Here is a 14232-nt window from a genome sequence, read left to right on the forward strand (position 1 = left end):
CCCGCAAAAGTCATTCCTGGGCAAAAATAACCGAAAACAACCCTTTAACCGTCTCCACCATGTATACCGGGATTTCCTTCAGTTCTTCTAGCTGGGCTTCAGTGACAAGCCTGTTGAAATCAACAGAAATTTCATTCCTTACTTCTTCTTTTTCCAAAAGAGGATCCCAACTCACTGATTGGGAAATCTTTCGCTCCGATCCCCAAATCGAACTTGCATAGGCATCGACCATCCTGTATATGGATGGAGTGTCTTTATGTTCCGCCTTGAAAAGCAAGAAAAGCTCACATCCATCAAGCCCCCGTCCTGCTGATGGGAGCAATTCCGAAGCCAGGTTTTCAAGCCCGGCGATAAGCCTTAACTCCGCTTCGATTCCAGGGGCGTCCCCGACTTCAAACGAAAGGGAGAACATTCTTGAAAGCCTGGCGAGGTCTATGAAATCCTTCCTGTCCGATACCTTGATTTCCCCTGCGAAATCAAGGTCATAAATGGCTCCTTCGATGATTACTTTCATATTATCAAACGCTGTTGGATCAAACAATTCCTGTACCTCCCTTTTTCAAAAGCATTACCCATTCGCGCACTTTGGAATCACTAGTTCAATTCAAACTGAAAAGGAGGCCCTTAAACAGGAGCCTCCCCGGAAAAAAATCATGCTGTTAGAATAGGCCGACCGCGTTTCCTTTGTCATCAACATCCATATTCATGGCTGCTGGTTTCTTCGGAAGGCCAGGCATGGTCATCACTTCGCCCGTAAGTGCCACAATGAAACCGGCGCCAATTGACGGCTTGAATTCCCTGACCGTGACGATGAATCCGGATGGCTTCCCGACCAGAGCCGGGTTGTCGGACAAGGAATACTGTGTTTTCGCCATGCAGACAGGCAGGTTGGACCAGCCGAGTTTATCGAATTCCTCAAGCTGCTTTTTCGCTTTGGATGAAAACTCAACATCTTTTCCGCCATATACCTTTTGGACAATTGTCCGGACTTTTTCGTCAATAGAGTCGGAGAGATCGTAAAGTGGCTGGAAGTTGTTTTCGTTTTCCTCAATTGCCTTGAGAACCTTGTTGGCAAGGTCGATTCCGCCCTCTCCGCCTTTTTCCCATACTTCGGTCAGAGCGGCCGGGACGTTCTCCTTCACACACCATTCCAGCAATGTTTTCACTTCTTCTTCCGAATCAGTTACAAAGCGGTTAATGGCGATGACCGGCGGCAAGCCAAAATCTTTGATTGTGTCGATATGTTTCTTCAGGTTGGCGAAACCAAGTGTCAGCGCAGCGATGTTTTCTTTTCCAAGTTCTGTCTTCGCTACACCGCCGTGCATCTTCAGCGCTCTGATTGTTGCCACGATGACAACCGCTTCCGGACGGAATTCGGCGCTGCGGCATTTAATATGCAGGAATTTCTCCGCACCGAGGTCAGCGCCAAATCCCGCTTCGGTAACAACGTAATCAGCCAGCTTTGCCGCGGCAGTCGTCGCAATGACGGAGTTGCAGCCATGTGCAATGTTGGCGAATGGGCCGCCATGGACCATTGCCGGTGTATGCTCGATCGTCTGGACGAGGTTTGGCCTGATCGCATCTTTTAAAAGAAGTGCGAGTGCCCCTTCAACACCGAGGTCTCCGGCTGTCACCGGCTCTTTTTTATCGTTGTACGCGACAACCATCCGTGAAAGCCTTCTCCTAAGGTCGGCCATATCGGTCGCGAGGCAAAGAACCGCCATGATTTCGGATGCCACGGTAATGTCGAATCCATCTTCGCGCGGCACACCTTGTATAGGTCCGCCGAGCCCAATAATCACTTTTCTTAATGCACGGTCATTCAAGTCAACGGCGCGTTTCCAGACAATCCTCCTCTGGTCGATCCGCAGCTCATTCCCCTGCTGGAGATGATTGTCTATTAAAGCCGCCAGGGCGTTGTTGGCGGTCGTAATCGCATGCAGGTCGCCAGTGAAATGAAGATTGATGTCTTCCATCGGCAATACTTGTGCATAGCCGCCGCCCGCCGCGCCGCCTTTGATGCCCATAGTCGGCCCAAGGGATGGTTCACGCATCGCGATCATCGCCTTCTTGCCAACCCGGTTCAAGGCATCTCCAAGCCCGACGGTAACCGTAGATTTCCCTTCACCTGCTGGAGTGGGATTGATAGCGGTTACAAGAATGATTTTGCCGTTTTCCTTCGTTTTCAGTTTGTTCAATGCGTCAGTGGAAAGCTTTGCCTTGTACTTTCCGTACATTTCGAGGTCATCCCCCGAAAGCCCGATTTTCGCGGCAACTTCCGTAATGGGCAACATTTTAGATTCCTGTGCAATTTCAATATCGGATTTGTACTTCGTCTTTTCCAAAAAAATCCCCCGCATTCACAGATTGAATTTTGACAACTGCCACTCTATTGTAACAAATCCACCGCCGGAAGTGAGTGATTTTTATTCCTTTTATCATATTCTTTGCCATTCCACCAAAAAAGAGCAGGTTTTCCCTGCTCTTTATTGATTATTTGGCTTTCCTTGCGGCTTTCGGTTTATTGTCAAATTCCATTTTCCATGAATAGTATCCCTTTTCAGCATCCTTTTCATAACGGAGAATTGCATCGAATTTCGATCCTTTTTTGCTTGTCATCCCTTTTACATTTGCCGAGCCCYTTTTCAGTAGGCTTTTCACCATGGTGGCGGTCGGCTTCTTTTTAAAAACGGCCAGGAACTTATCATTCTTCCAGACTACGAACTTGCAGCCGCTCTTCCAGTTGCTGCAGCCAAAGCCCTTCTGCCCTTCGATAATACTTCCCGTACCGCATTCAGGGCATTTGCCAAGTACTTCAGCCGTCTTCCTGGCACGCGAAACTTCCTGGAGGATCTCAGTCTTTGCTGATTTAATTTTTTCGACGGATTCGGACGTAAAGCCAAAAATCATTTCCAGGAACTCTTCTTTTTTCACTTTCCTTTTTTCGATGTCGGATAGCGTTTTTTCAAGCCTGCCTGTGAATTCAAGGTCGAATAGTTCCCTTACCGGGAAAGTTTCGACCAGGCGCCTGCCAAGGCTTGTGCAAACCAGGTTTTTATTTTGGGCCTCAATGTAGCCGATATCCTTCAGCTTCTTGATTGTTTCCGCCCTTGTCGCCGGAGTTCCGATACTATAGCCGGCGAGAATCGCTTCCATCATCTCCTCGCTGTCTTCCTCTTCATGGCCTTTTCCGCACGTTTCCATGACCCTGAGCAGCGTTTTTTCGGTATGATGCTTTGGCGGCTTCGTTACATGGGAAGATAAATCGGTTTCCGCGATATGCACCTGCTCGTTCGGCTGGACATTCGGCAAAATCGTTTCCTTCGACTCGATCTTTTCAACCTTTTTCCACCCCTCGACGAGCTCAATCCTGCCTTTGGACACAAACTCTCCTTTAAGGCCCGCACCCGGAACGGAGGTTGCGATTCTCGTTTCCTCGTATTCTGCCGCGGGCATAAACTGCATGATGAAGCGGTTTTTGATTGCATTGTAAACAATCGCTTCGTCCGCTGTCAGGGTTTTCGGCATCAGGTATGTTGGCATGATGGCGCTGTGGCTTTCAACCTTCGAGGAATTGAACACACGCCGTGATTTTGTAAAAACAACCTCATCCTTATAAGGAAGATTTTCCTTAAGTATATCAAGTACTTTTGCGGCTTTTCCGGCCAGTGATTCCTCAAGGACCGAGCTTGCCGTACGCGGGTAGGTAATGTACTTTTTTTCATAAAGCGACTGGGCAACCTTCAGAACCTTATCTGACGTCCAGCCCTTAAATTTGCTCGTAATATAACCCTGCAAGTTTGATAGATTGAAAAGGAACGGTGGAAGCTCGCGCTTTTTCTCAACCTTCTTTTCGGAAACAATCCCCGAATGGCCTTCAAGGGCGGCGCGAACGGCCTCAAGTTCAGCCTGTTCCTTGAATTTCTCTTCCCCATTCGCCTGGTAGGTCCCCTCGTATTGTTCATCCCGGGCTGTTTTAAATAAAGCGGAAAGCTTGAAATACGTTTCCGGGACAAACCTTTCGATTTCGATATCACGGTCATAGATGATTTTCAACGTAGGCAGCAAAACCCTGCCGATGTTCAGAGCTTTTCCGGAGCCTTTTTGATATTTGAGCGTCGCCGCGGATGTCAGGTTGATTCCGATCGCCCAGTCGGCCCATTGGCGGCTGACCCCCGCGTCCTGGAGCGGCCTTAGGTCCGTATTCGGCCTTAGTGATTCAAGCCCTTTTAATACTTCGGCCGGGGTCCATTCGTTCAAAAGCAGCCGATAAACTTGTTTTCCCGTCCTGCTGTTGTAGATGATGCTGTCGCCAATAAGCTGGCCTTCCCGGTCAAAGTCGCACGCCGAAACGATTCCGTCCACGTCTTTTCTCCGCAGAAGGCTCTGGATGATCTTAAGCTGTTTTTTCGCACCGGGGTCTTCTTTATCCCTGTTTTTCGGGTCGCTTTTCACCTTGTATTTAAATTGTTCGGGAATGAATGGGAAATTTTCCATATTCCACTTTGCCATTTTTGCATCATAATCCTTTGCGTCATAAAGCTGGAGGAGATGGCCGAACGCCCAGGTGATGATATAGCCATCCCCTTCATAATAGCCATCTTGTTTTCCCTTTATTTTGAGCGCATCCGCGATGTTTTTTGCCACGGATGGCTTTTCGGAAACAATTACTTTCTTCACTGTTCTTACCACCAATCTTAAAACGGGAGATACATCCATTTTAGCCTATCGCCGGCTTTCGCTCAATCGCGGCCACTATTGATGGAACCTATTTGCCCACAGCTTTTTCATCCGGGAACCAGGCATGCTTCGGGATGGCAGCCCGGACAGTTAATAGAAGGGAAGGAAACTGTTCAGCCTCAATGATGACGGCCCCAAGCCTCTCATGGAATAAAATACTGCTGCCAACTTTGGTGATTTTCTCAATATCAATGGCGCCTGCAAGCAGCATCCGGCAAATTTCCTCGCGGTCCGCTTCCAGCCTGGGTGCTTTGTGCGAAAACCGCAGTATCATTTCCTTATTGCCTTTTTTCAGCCTGTACATGCCCTCACCCTTTTTGTTCAGGATAGTAAAGGGTATGGGGTGGTTAATTCTTTTATGAACACGAATGTTTGGAAAATTGGCATTTCTGGCATTAATAGCGCTTTCATTCCTTGACTGCCCACTGTTTTTCGTGTATATTTAATGCATCATGGTTCAGACTAATACAGGAAATACCTGCCGCAATCTGCTTCATGATAATATTCAACTTGGGCATCAAAAAGGTGCCTGCAAGGTTTTAGGAGGAAAAGGTACTATGCAAAACGGCAAAGTTAAATGGTTCAACAACGAAAAGGGCTATGGATTCATCGAAGTAGAAGGTGGCGAAGACGTATTCGTTCATTTCTCCGCAATCCAGGGCGATGGCTTCAAATCCCTTGAAGAAGGCCAGGAAGTTTCTTTTGAAATTGTTGAAGGAAACCGTGGGCCACAAGCTGCTAACGTAGTAAAACTTTAATTGCAAATCAATTAAGCGATTTTTCAGGCTGGCATTGCGCCAGCCTTTTTATTTTCCTTCAATCCGGCTGCCCGCGAGCCTCGTTCCCAGCTTCCTTATCTGCCCGCCAACCGTACACTCGCTAATGCAAAACTTATGGGATTTTCGTTTTCCGGTATCAAGAACATTTTGCCTGTACAAAAAGCAGCCATCGCAATAACCTTGAATGAGGCAATTTATTTTTTCAAGAAGCTGCTTCCTCACAATCGCTTCCTTTTCCATCAGCAGCCTCCTTCCTAGAGCAATTGCGTTTTCGCATGTATTTTTTTTCCGTCAAGCGCCTGGCTGGCAAGCTTGTCGGCCTCCTTGTTTTCCGAGCGGGAAATGACCTTATACGACGGTTTGATGCCGTTGCCTTCCAATTTCTTTTCGATCCGGTCAAGCCATTTATTCAGCACTTCCTCATAGCATGGCCATTCCCCTTCAAGTTGTTTCAGGACTCCCTGCGAGTCGCCGCGGATTTCACATGGCATATTTTTAATCCCATATTCCTCAAGGAGAGTCGTCGCGTAGTAAAGAGAAGCATATTCCGCTTCGTTGTTCGTCTCCATCTCGCCAATCCTCTCATTGGCCCTGACCCGGAATTTTTTCTTGCCCTGCCTGAAAAACAGGACAACGCCAAGCCCGGCTTCATTCGTATCTTTCATGAAGCCTCCATCGAAATAGAGGACAACATCATGGGGCTCCTCTTCCGTCTCCTCTAGCAGCCGCCTCATTTCCTTCATTGTCCAATCGGTCCCGATTTCATCCTCGAACGACAGTTCATGGGCCTTTCCTGTTTTTTCAAGCTCTTCTGCGGTGACAAGCGCCTGGTCCCCTTCAAGCCAGTCTGAATAAAACCGGACCTTCCCGCCTCCCTTTATTGTAAAAAGCCAATCCAGTTTGTATTTCATCAAAAGCCCTCCGTATTTCCTTTGTATCCTTTATCTTTGCCATTCATATTAAAAAACCATTCTTTTCATGATACACAATTCATTCTTTCTTAAACATCGTTATCCGGAAAATTTAATCTGTTTCCACTGTTGATTTATGATAAAATCACTTTAGCACAATAATGGAGGAATGGATATTGATAGAAGTATACATCGATGGGGCGAGCGCGGGGAATCCAGGCCCAAGCGGTGCGGGCATTTTCATCAAGGGACATGGTTCTGCGGAAAAGTTCTCCTTGCCGCTCGGTGTCATGTCCAATCATGAAGCCGAATACCACGCATTCATAAAGGCATTGGAAATCTGCCTGGAAAAAGGCTACAGCACCGTTTCATTCAGGACAGATTCGGAGCTGGTGAACAATGCCGTTGAAAAAGAATTCGCCAAAAACAAAAACTACGCGCCGCTCCTGGACAGGGCCCTTGACCTTACAAGGAAGTTCGATTTGTTTTTCATGAAATGGATACCCGGAAGCGAAAACAAGGTAGCGGATGAATTAGCAAGATTGGGGATCAGGGAAAATGAATAGGAATCGCCATTTTCTCGCGGACGCGGTTTTGTTGCTTGTCTCGTTCATCTGGGGCATCACCTTCGTGATGGTCCAGAACGCCATCAGCTTCCTGGAGCCATTTTCATTCAACGGCGTGCGCTTCCTTTTGGCGGCGCTATTGCTTGGCATCTGGCTTCTTATTTTTGAACGGAAGCAGCTTTCCCTTTTAACGCCGCGGCTTTTTCTTTCCGGAGCGTTTCTTGGACTGTTCCTCTTTGTCGGCTATGCAACCCAGACCGCGGGACTTTTGTATACCACGACCTCAAAAGCGGGATTTATCACAGGTCTAAGCGTAGTCCTTGTTCCCCTCTTTTCCTTCCTTCTCATGAAGCAGCAGCCAGGAAGAAACGCCGTCATTGGGGTATTGGTCGCGACGGCCGGATTGTTTCTTTTGACCATGACGGGGGTTTCGCCGCTAAATAAGGGGGATGGTCTCGTTTTCATTTGCGCAATCGGTTTTGCATTCCATATTTTATTTACGGGAAAATACAGTGGACTTTATCCTTTCCTTCCGCTAACGATTGTCCAGATTGCAACGGTCGGAATTCTGTCTTCAATGTCGGCTTTGCTATTTGAAGACTGGGAAAAAGCGTTCAAGCCTGCAGTTATTTTTTCCGAGGAGGTTCTGCTTGCGCTCCTTGTGACGTCACTATTTGCGACGGCAATCGCCTTTTTGGTCCAGACGGCGTTTCAGAAACATACATCGCCTACGAGGGTCGCGCTCATTTTCGCGATGGAGCCCGTTTTTGCAGCCGGTGCGGGATACTATTGGGCTGGTGACATTCTTACGATTTCGGCCCTTGCAGGATGCCTGCTCATTTTTGGGGGAATGGTTATCTCGGAACTTCCAAACCGTAAGAAAACAATTGCAAGTATCCAAATGAATGTGGAAAAGCCGGGCGCGTAGCCCGGCTTTTTGCCGCTTAAAGGGAGAGAAGCTGCCGATCCTTCACAAAGTCTAGAGCAGCCTGCCTTGAGTTGATTTTATTGGCAACTAGCATTTCAAGGAGAGAGACATAGAAGCTTCCTTCAAACCCGATCTGCGCTTTAAGCGTCAGTTCGATAGCGGCAATCGCCACCTCATCCGGGGCGTTCGTATAATGCTTGCCGAAGTAAATGAATCCAATGGCATCTTCCTGCAATTGAAAGCCTCTCGCCTTCAAATCCTGCAGGTAAAGGTCGACCGTTTGCACCTTTGTGACCCATCCTTCCTGATTTTACAAACATATATTCTGTCCTTAGTGTACTGTAAAATCAGACTTTTTGCCATCGTTTTTTGTCAAATGATGTCCAACAATACCCATCAAAAGGCCCAAAACCGCTCCTCCAAGCACTTCTTCCGGCTTATGGCCGAGCATTTCCTTCAACCTCGCGGGCGTTTTTTCCTTAAATTCAACCGTGGAATCCTCGTGGTGTATTTTATCGATCAGCTCGTCAAGCGAATTTACTTTCAGGGTAAGCTCCCCGGTTTGCCTTCTGATTCCCTGTGCATCGTACATGACGATCAGCCCGTATACTAACGAAAGCGCGAAATCGACAGTCGGAACCCCTCTTTTCAGCGCAATGAAAGTTGTCAGGGATGAAACCCCGGCCGAATGTGAGCTTGGCATGCCCCCCGTCTGAAAAAACAGATCCGGGCGCCACTCCTTCTTTTTCGCATAATGGATCGGTATTTTTAAACCTTGTGCTAGCCCAATACTCAATAATGATACAATTACTCCCTTGTTCATTTCCCTTCACCTCGCCACTATAGTTAACACATGTGTTTTATTATTCCCTACGGGGATACTAAGAAAACAGGAGGTGACGAAAGTGAGCAAAAATGACGGCAACAGAGGTACTAAAGCCCCAGGCGTGAACCCCCAGGGATTTGGCCAGGACGGAACGAGGACGCCGGATCCAAAAAGCAAGCTGGAGGAAAGAGCAAAAAAGAGCAATACACGCAGATAATAAGAAAAGAGCAAGCGCCCGTTTAGCGCTCGACAGGACTGGAGGGAAGCAGCTGCTTGGGTTACTTCCTTGCAGCTTTGCGACGAGCTGAAGAAAGCTTCCCTGTATATACTGTGGCGGAGGAGCACCCTCCCACAGTTAAAGGAAACACGATGAGAAAAGCGAATCGATGTTGACTTACAGTAGCGGGGGACCGAAGTACACTGGGTGATGGAGCTAGACACTGTTCAGACTATATTGTATTTTAAAAAATGCCCGCTCCATATCGGAAACGGGCAATCTTCTCATTTTGTTATCAAATATTAACAACAACATCGGACTTATAAGGGATCATTCGCGCGATACCCCTTAGCCCAGTATCGGCCAACACGGCTTCAACCTTTTCCCTGTCAGGTGAAAAAGCTGCAGCTTCTATATCACACTCGATCGGTACGCTGCAGTTGATTTCGGCAAGCTTCCTGGATAAGTGAAGCATTTCAAGATCCTGTTCGATTTTCGATTTATGTGACTTGGACAGCTTTTCAAGATTCTCGAGGATCCCTTCAATATGGCCGTGTTCCTTTAAAAGCTTCAGAGCGGTTTTTTCACCAATTCCCCTGACTCCTGGGTAATTATCGCTCGGGTCGCCCATGAGCGCCTTCAAATCAATCATTTGCCTCGGAATTAGCCCGCATTCGTCATAAAAGGAGGCCGGAGTGTGGACCAAGTAATTACCATACCCTTTCTTCAACAGGATGACCGTCACTTCGTCTTCAAGCAACTGGAGGATGTCCCGGTCGCCTGTCACGATTGAAACGGGCATTGAACCGCCTGCCTGCCTTGCGATTGTGCCAATGCAGTCATCCGCTTCATACCCGGGGAGGCCGATGTTCGGAATGTCAAAGGCGCTGACAACTTCCTTCGCCAAATCGAATTGGGGAATCAACTCGACAGGCGCTTCCCCCCTGTTCGCCTTGTAGCTGTCGAACAGTTCGTTACGGAAGGTTTTGCTTCCCATGTCCCAGCAAACGGCAAGGTGGGATGGTGAAAACTCCGAAACAGCTGTGAGCATATGTTTAAGAAAACCATGGACGGCATTTGTCGGCATCCCTTTTGCATTAATCATGAACTGGCCGGTTACTGACGTAGCATAAAAAGCCCTGAACAAGAGCGCCATGCCGTCAATTAGCATTAATGATTCCTTTTTATTCATCCTGTCCTCCTATAGAAAAGCTCAAGCGCCGTGATCCTGGCGCTTGGCTAGTCATTTTTTTCTTATAAAAAAGGCGCTGGTATGCGCCTCCGAATTTAAAGTTTATGTTTAATTAACGGCCGAGTAAACTTGGCTGTGTATTTTTTTTAAAAGCCTGCTTAAACCATTATACCATAAACCCTATGAAAATAGTTGATCTATTCGTTGAGCCGTTGCAGTTTCCGCAAGGATTCTTCCAGCACCCCCGTGTCAAGGCCGCCGTCCAAAACCTCAAGCATGCCGGTGAAATGGTTTTCCACCTGCAGATTGAGGTTTTCAGTCATTGTCGCAAAGAGCTTTCTTACTAAAGAGCGTCCGTATTCCTCGAGCCTTGCGGACTGGGCGGCAAGATAGCTGTCTGTCTCTGGATTTAAAGCGGCCTCGAGTTGTTCCTGCATCGCTTTCTTTCCGTTCTTTTCAAAGAAGTCCTTCGGGTTTTTGAACAGCGCCAATTGCCTTGAAAATTTGGATCTATCTGTATCAGCCAATGCTGCCGGAAATTCAAGCCCCGCGGGTTTTGGATAATCGAAGCCGGAAAAACCGATTCCTTCGCACATTTCCGAAAGGTCGTTCACGATCCCTTCGCGGGTTTCGCAAACCGTCCGGGCGGCAAACTTTTCAATCCGGAGCGCAGTCGCCCTCATTTCCTGCGCTAAATCATGGCCAAGGCTATCAAGGAGATCGCCTAAGGCGGTATCAAGCGATTTCTTCATGTTCCCGTTTCCGCTATTCAGAAGGGAAGGATTGAAGGATTCCCGGAAAAAGTCCCCGAACCTGAGAAAGAGCCGTTGCTTGCAATAATACGCCAGTTCCTGGACTTCCTGCCCAAGCCTCTGTTCAAGCGGCAATGTTGCTCGCGAGGAAAGGAATGATAAAGCAGCCGCTTGCCGTTCTTTAAGCTCCCGGATTTTTTCCTTCGCGTTTGAACGATCTGCCTGCGCGGAAGCAACAAGGCTGGCAACCCTTTTGGCGGCATGCTCAAGATCCTTCTTCGCCGAAGCGATCGCCATACTTGCCAGTCCTTCATTAATGAAGCTGAAAAACGTATCCTCGAAGCCTGGTAACCCCGAATCCGCAAAACCGCTACGTTCCGTTTTTTCCTTCAACGCAAGCAGCGACGATACCGAATGCAAGGACGGATTCCTGATTCCATACGTTCCAAGCTGCCCGTTTACATAATTGAGGACAAGTTCCTTTTCTGCCTCATCCTTCGCAAGGTCAATGGCATTGACAATAAAGAACATTTTATCAAGCTCGAATACTTCCTTAACCCTTCCAAGCTGGATCAGGAACTCGCGATCGGCCCTCGAAAATGCATGGTTGTAGTACGTCACGAACAAAATCGCGTCGGCATTTTTTATATAATCGAAAGCGACCCCCGTGTGCCTCGCGTTGATTGAATCCGCCCCCGGGGTATCAACGAGGGTAATTCCCACCCGTGTCAGCGGGCAATCGTAATACAAATCAATCCACTCGGCAAAGCAAGATTTGTCCTCTTTAGCCACTAAATCAGCAAATTCAGCCATCGTGACAACAATTTCCCTTCCAAGGTTTTCCCGGGCAACCAAATACCCCGTTTCAAACGCGTGGAGGAAGGAAAGATTCGCTTTTTCGGCCGTGTCCCCCTGGAACGGCCTTTTGGCAAGTTCCCTGATTTTATCCAAAGCGTCTTCAAGGCTGGAAGCAGTTCCGGCAAAAAACTTCAGCGCTTTGTTCACATCTGCGAGCAGGCTGTCGTACTCCTTCATTTTTACAACAACCGAGCCGTGCGGATGTCCGAGGTCAATCGGTTTGATCCTGCATATCGTTGCAGTCGTCGGGTTCGGGGAAACAGGCAGCACCCGCGCGCCGATCAACGCGTTGGCAAATGACGATTTTCCTGCACTGAATGCTCCAAAAAGAGCGACAGTATACGAGCTGTTTTCAATCTTTCCCGCTCTTTCACGAAGCTCACTTGCCAAGTACGCGAAACCGGGCAACTCTTCAATAGTGGCCGCGGCGTCCCTAAGCCTTGTGGCCATCGCTTCACCACTTTCGGCCTTTGTTTCCGGTTTGGTTACTGCCGCGCCTAGTTTTTCACGGTCTTCAGTGATCGTTGGCACGGGTTTAGCATGATCTTCTTCACGGACGATTCTAACATTTTCGTCTCCGCGTGAAAAAAGCCATTCCGGTACGTTTTCTTCCACTGTTGAATTTTTTTCAATGAGCATGTCCAGCTCATTTTTCGCTGCGGCAAGCTCCCTATCAAGCTGTGACAGCCTATCCATGGCGTTTCTGGCCTCCGCCATCATTTCTAGTTCATGTTTTTCACGGGCGCCCAACTTTTCTGCCTGGCTGCTTATCGCCTGTACGTACTCCTTTTTAAATGCGGTAATTCCGTCCCGCGCCGCCTTCTTAATCTCTGCTGCAAGTTCGTCCGTATATGTCAGTACGTAATCCCCTGAAAGAAGGGCGCCTTTTTTCAGCGGTTTCTCGATTAGTTCACCCGTTACTGGGATTGAAAAGTTCCTGGCCAGTTCTTCAAGATGTGGGTCCCTTATTTCCTTTTCTTTCAATACCTCCAATAACAGCTCCCGAATATGCCATTCGGCCTGCTGCTTCGCTTTTTCGCTCACCGCTGCGAGAAAAGCGTCCTTGCGCGCCGTTTTCTCGGCATTTGTCTTCCCTGCTGTGAACAGAAAGCCCACTTTGAAGCCCGGCTGCTCCGATTCTAGATATGATTTAGCAAGTTCCCTCGTTTCAAAAGGCATTAAATAGGCGTTGCCAAGAATTTGTCCCGCCTTTTCATCAAGCTCCCTTGAAGCCACTTCGGCCCGATTTTCAAGCAGGGATAACGCCTCGTTAATCGCGTTGAATTTTTCCTCAAGCGTTTCCCTGTCCCCGCCATATGGATTGCCGGCAAGGATTTCATTCAGGCTCGCCCTTTCCTCTTCCTGCCCCGACGAGAGGTTCTGCACATAATCGTGGGCGATTTTAGCCAGGGAGGCCAATGTCGAGCTTTCCAGCCATTCCCCCCAGCCGCCAAGCTTGGAGTGGATTAACTTTTCCAGTTCAGCGTAATCATTTTCCGGAAGGCCCGGCTGTTTCAGCGACGTGAAAAAAATACCGGCAGGCTTCACTCCCCATGAGTTGAATGAAGTGGAAACGCTTTCCTTAAAGCATTCAAAACTCAGTTCCTCTTCCCTATGCTTGTCGATTTGGTTCACAACAAGGTAGACTTCCTTGCCCGCATCCTGTAGTTCTTTTGTAAAAAGAAAATTCACTTCGGATTGGACATGATTGTAATCCATCACGTAAATAACAAGGTCCGCGAGATGAATGGCCGACTCGGTCGCGATCCGATGCGCATCGTCCGCTGAATCGATTCCCGGCGTATCGAGGATGACCGCGTTTTCCGGCAGCGCCGAATCGTTCCGGCTGATTTCGATCTCCTCGATTTCGTCGCCGTCAAGGCAATGGCTTTTCACCACTTCATAATTGTAAGGCGGCAAATAAAGCCAGGGAATGCCCTTTTTGAAAAAAACCTTCGCATACTCATCGCCTGATTTCACCTTCACAAGATTTGCGCTTGTCGGAATTGGGCTCGATGGCAGGATATCCTTTCCTGCGATGCGGTTGATCAACGAAGATTTCCCCGCGGAAAAGTGTCCGCAAAAGGCTATTGCCTTCTCCCCGGCTGCGTATTTCCATCCAAGCTGTTTCACTTTATGGGCGGACGCCGTATCCCCATGTTTTTCAAAATAAAAATAAAGCCCGGAGATGGCCCCTTTTAATTTATTTCCTGATTGTCGTTTCATTTCTGCCTGAACCATGAAAAGAATATCCCCTTCAAAAAAAATAATATCCTTCTTATTTTATATGAAAATTCTCTCATTTCCCATATAGAAGTTACTATTTCCATCTTTTAAACAGCAAAAAACCAGGGGGATGCCCTGGTTTTAAATTAAATACGATCATCATTATCTAGTTGGCCTGGCAACATGGCTTAACACATGCTTCATGACAGCGGCATATACCAAAACGGTTCCTCCGAC

14 protein-coding genes are annotated in these 14232 nt (G+C 48.0%); 4 read left to right on the forward strand and 10 right to left on the reverse strand.

Translation table 11 applies throughout. From position 1 onward, the window contains the following. Positions 1-10: 10 nt before the first annotated feature. The 4 genes from ADU24_RS12150 to ADU24_RS12165 form a co-directional block, all read right to left on the reverse strand. Positions 11-541: a hypothetical protein gene (locus tag ADU24_RS12150; RefSeq protein ID WP_053366886.1), complete on the reverse strand. Its 531-nt coding sequence runs from the start codon at positions 539-541 to the stop codon at positions 11-13. Positions 542-659: 118 nt separating this feature from the next. Further along, the gene (locus tag ADU24_RS12155; RefSeq protein ID WP_269432232.1) at positions 660-2345 is read right to left on the reverse strand and encodes a formate--tetrahydrofolate ligase; all 1686 of its coding nucleotides are present in this window, start codon (positions 2343-2345) and stop codon (positions 660-662) included. A gap of 148 nt (positions 2346-2493) precedes the next feature. Further along, the gene (locus ADU24_RS12160; protein ID WP_156324573.1) at positions 2494-4680 is read right to left on the reverse strand and encodes a type IA DNA topoisomerase; all 2187 of its coding nucleotides are present in this window, start codon (positions 4678-4680) and stop codon (positions 2494-2496) included. Positions 4681-4768: 88 nt separating this feature from the next. Beyond that, a complete protein-coding gene (locus tag ADU24_RS12165) occupies positions 4769-5044 on the reverse strand; it encodes a hypothetical protein (protein WP_053366889.1) in 276 nt (91 codons plus the stop codon). 253 nt (positions 5045-5297) lie between these two features. Here ADU24_RS12165 and cspD point away from each other — a divergent pair, with 253 nt between their 5' ends. Further along, a complete protein-coding gene (gene cspD / locus ADU24_RS12170; RefSeq protein ID WP_043933662.1) occupies positions 5298-5498 on the forward strand; it encodes a cold-shock protein CspD in 201 nt (66 codons plus the stop codon). A gap of 48 nt (positions 5499-5546) precedes the next feature. On the opposite strand, the gene ADU24_RS12175 is transcribed toward cspD, so the two are convergent. Further along, complete coding sequence (locus ADU24_RS12175; protein WP_053366890.1) at positions 5547-5759, reverse strand: zinc-finger domain-containing protein; 213 nt, start codon at positions 5757-5759, stop codon at positions 5547-5549. Positions 5760-5773: 14 nt separating this feature from the next. Continuing rightward, positions 5774-6430: a reverse transcriptase-like protein gene (locus ADU24_RS12180; protein WP_053366891.1), complete on the reverse strand. Its 657-nt coding sequence runs from the start codon at positions 6428-6430 to the stop codon at positions 5774-5776. A 176-nt stretch (positions 6431-6606) separates the two neighbouring features. Between ADU24_RS12180 and ADU24_RS12185 the strand changes: the two genes are divergently transcribed. Both ADU24_RS12185 and ADU24_RS12190 read left to right on the forward strand, forming a co-directional pair. Continuing rightward, positions 6607-6996, forward strand: coding sequence for a reverse transcriptase-like protein (locus ADU24_RS12185; RefSeq protein ID WP_053366892.1), 390 nt, complete (start codon positions 6607-6609; stop codon positions 6994-6996). Continuing rightward, positions 6989-7924 (forward strand): DMT family transporter, encoded by a 936-nt coding sequence (locus tag ADU24_RS12190; RefSeq protein ID WP_053366893.1) that lies wholly within the window; start codon positions 6989-6991, stop codon positions 7922-7924. Before ADU24_RS12185 ends, ADU24_RS12190 begins: the two co-directional genes overlap by 8 nt. Positions 7925-7940: 16 nt before the next feature. Here ADU24_RS12190 and ADU24_RS12195 read toward each other — a convergent pair whose 3' ends face one another. Continuing rightward, entirely contained in the window at positions 7941-8210 is a 270-nt protein-coding gene (locus ADU24_RS12195; protein WP_053366894.1) for a DUF6123 family protein, read from the reverse strand. Between the two features lie 45 nt (positions 8211-8255). Continuing rightward, entirely contained in the window at positions 8256-8747 is a 492-nt protein-coding gene (locus tag ADU24_RS12200; RefSeq protein WP_053366895.1) for a divergent PAP2 family protein, read from the reverse strand. Positions 8748-8829: 82 nt separating this feature from the next. Between ADU24_RS12200 and sspL the strand changes: the two genes are divergently transcribed. Beyond that, the gene (gene sspL / locus ADU24_RS12205) at positions 8830-8967 is read left to right on the forward strand and encodes a small, acid-soluble spore protein L (protein WP_053366896.1); all 138 of its coding nucleotides are present in this window, start codon (positions 8830-8832) and stop codon (positions 8965-8967) included. Positions 8968-9262: 295 nt separating this feature from the next. Here sspL and ADU24_RS12210 read toward each other — a convergent pair whose 3' ends face one another. Together ADU24_RS12210 and ADU24_RS12215 are read right to left on the reverse strand one after the other, a co-directional pair. Beyond that, positions 9263-10159: a 5'-3' exonuclease gene (locus tag ADU24_RS12210; RefSeq protein ID WP_053366897.1), complete on the reverse strand. Its 897-nt coding sequence runs from the start codon at positions 10157-10159 to the stop codon at positions 9263-9265. A gap of 197 nt (positions 10160-10356) precedes the next feature. Continuing rightward, positions 10357-14010, reverse strand: a complete 3654-nt coding sequence (locus ADU24_RS12215; protein ID WP_053366898.1) for a dynamin family protein — start codon at positions 14008-14010, stop codon at positions 10357-10359. Positions 14011-14232 lie beyond the last annotated feature (222 nt).

Source organism: Bacillus sp. FJAT-27245 (assembly GCF_001273955.1).
Classification (GTDB): Bacteria; Bacillota; Bacilli; order Bacillales; family Cytobacillaceae; genus Bacillus_D.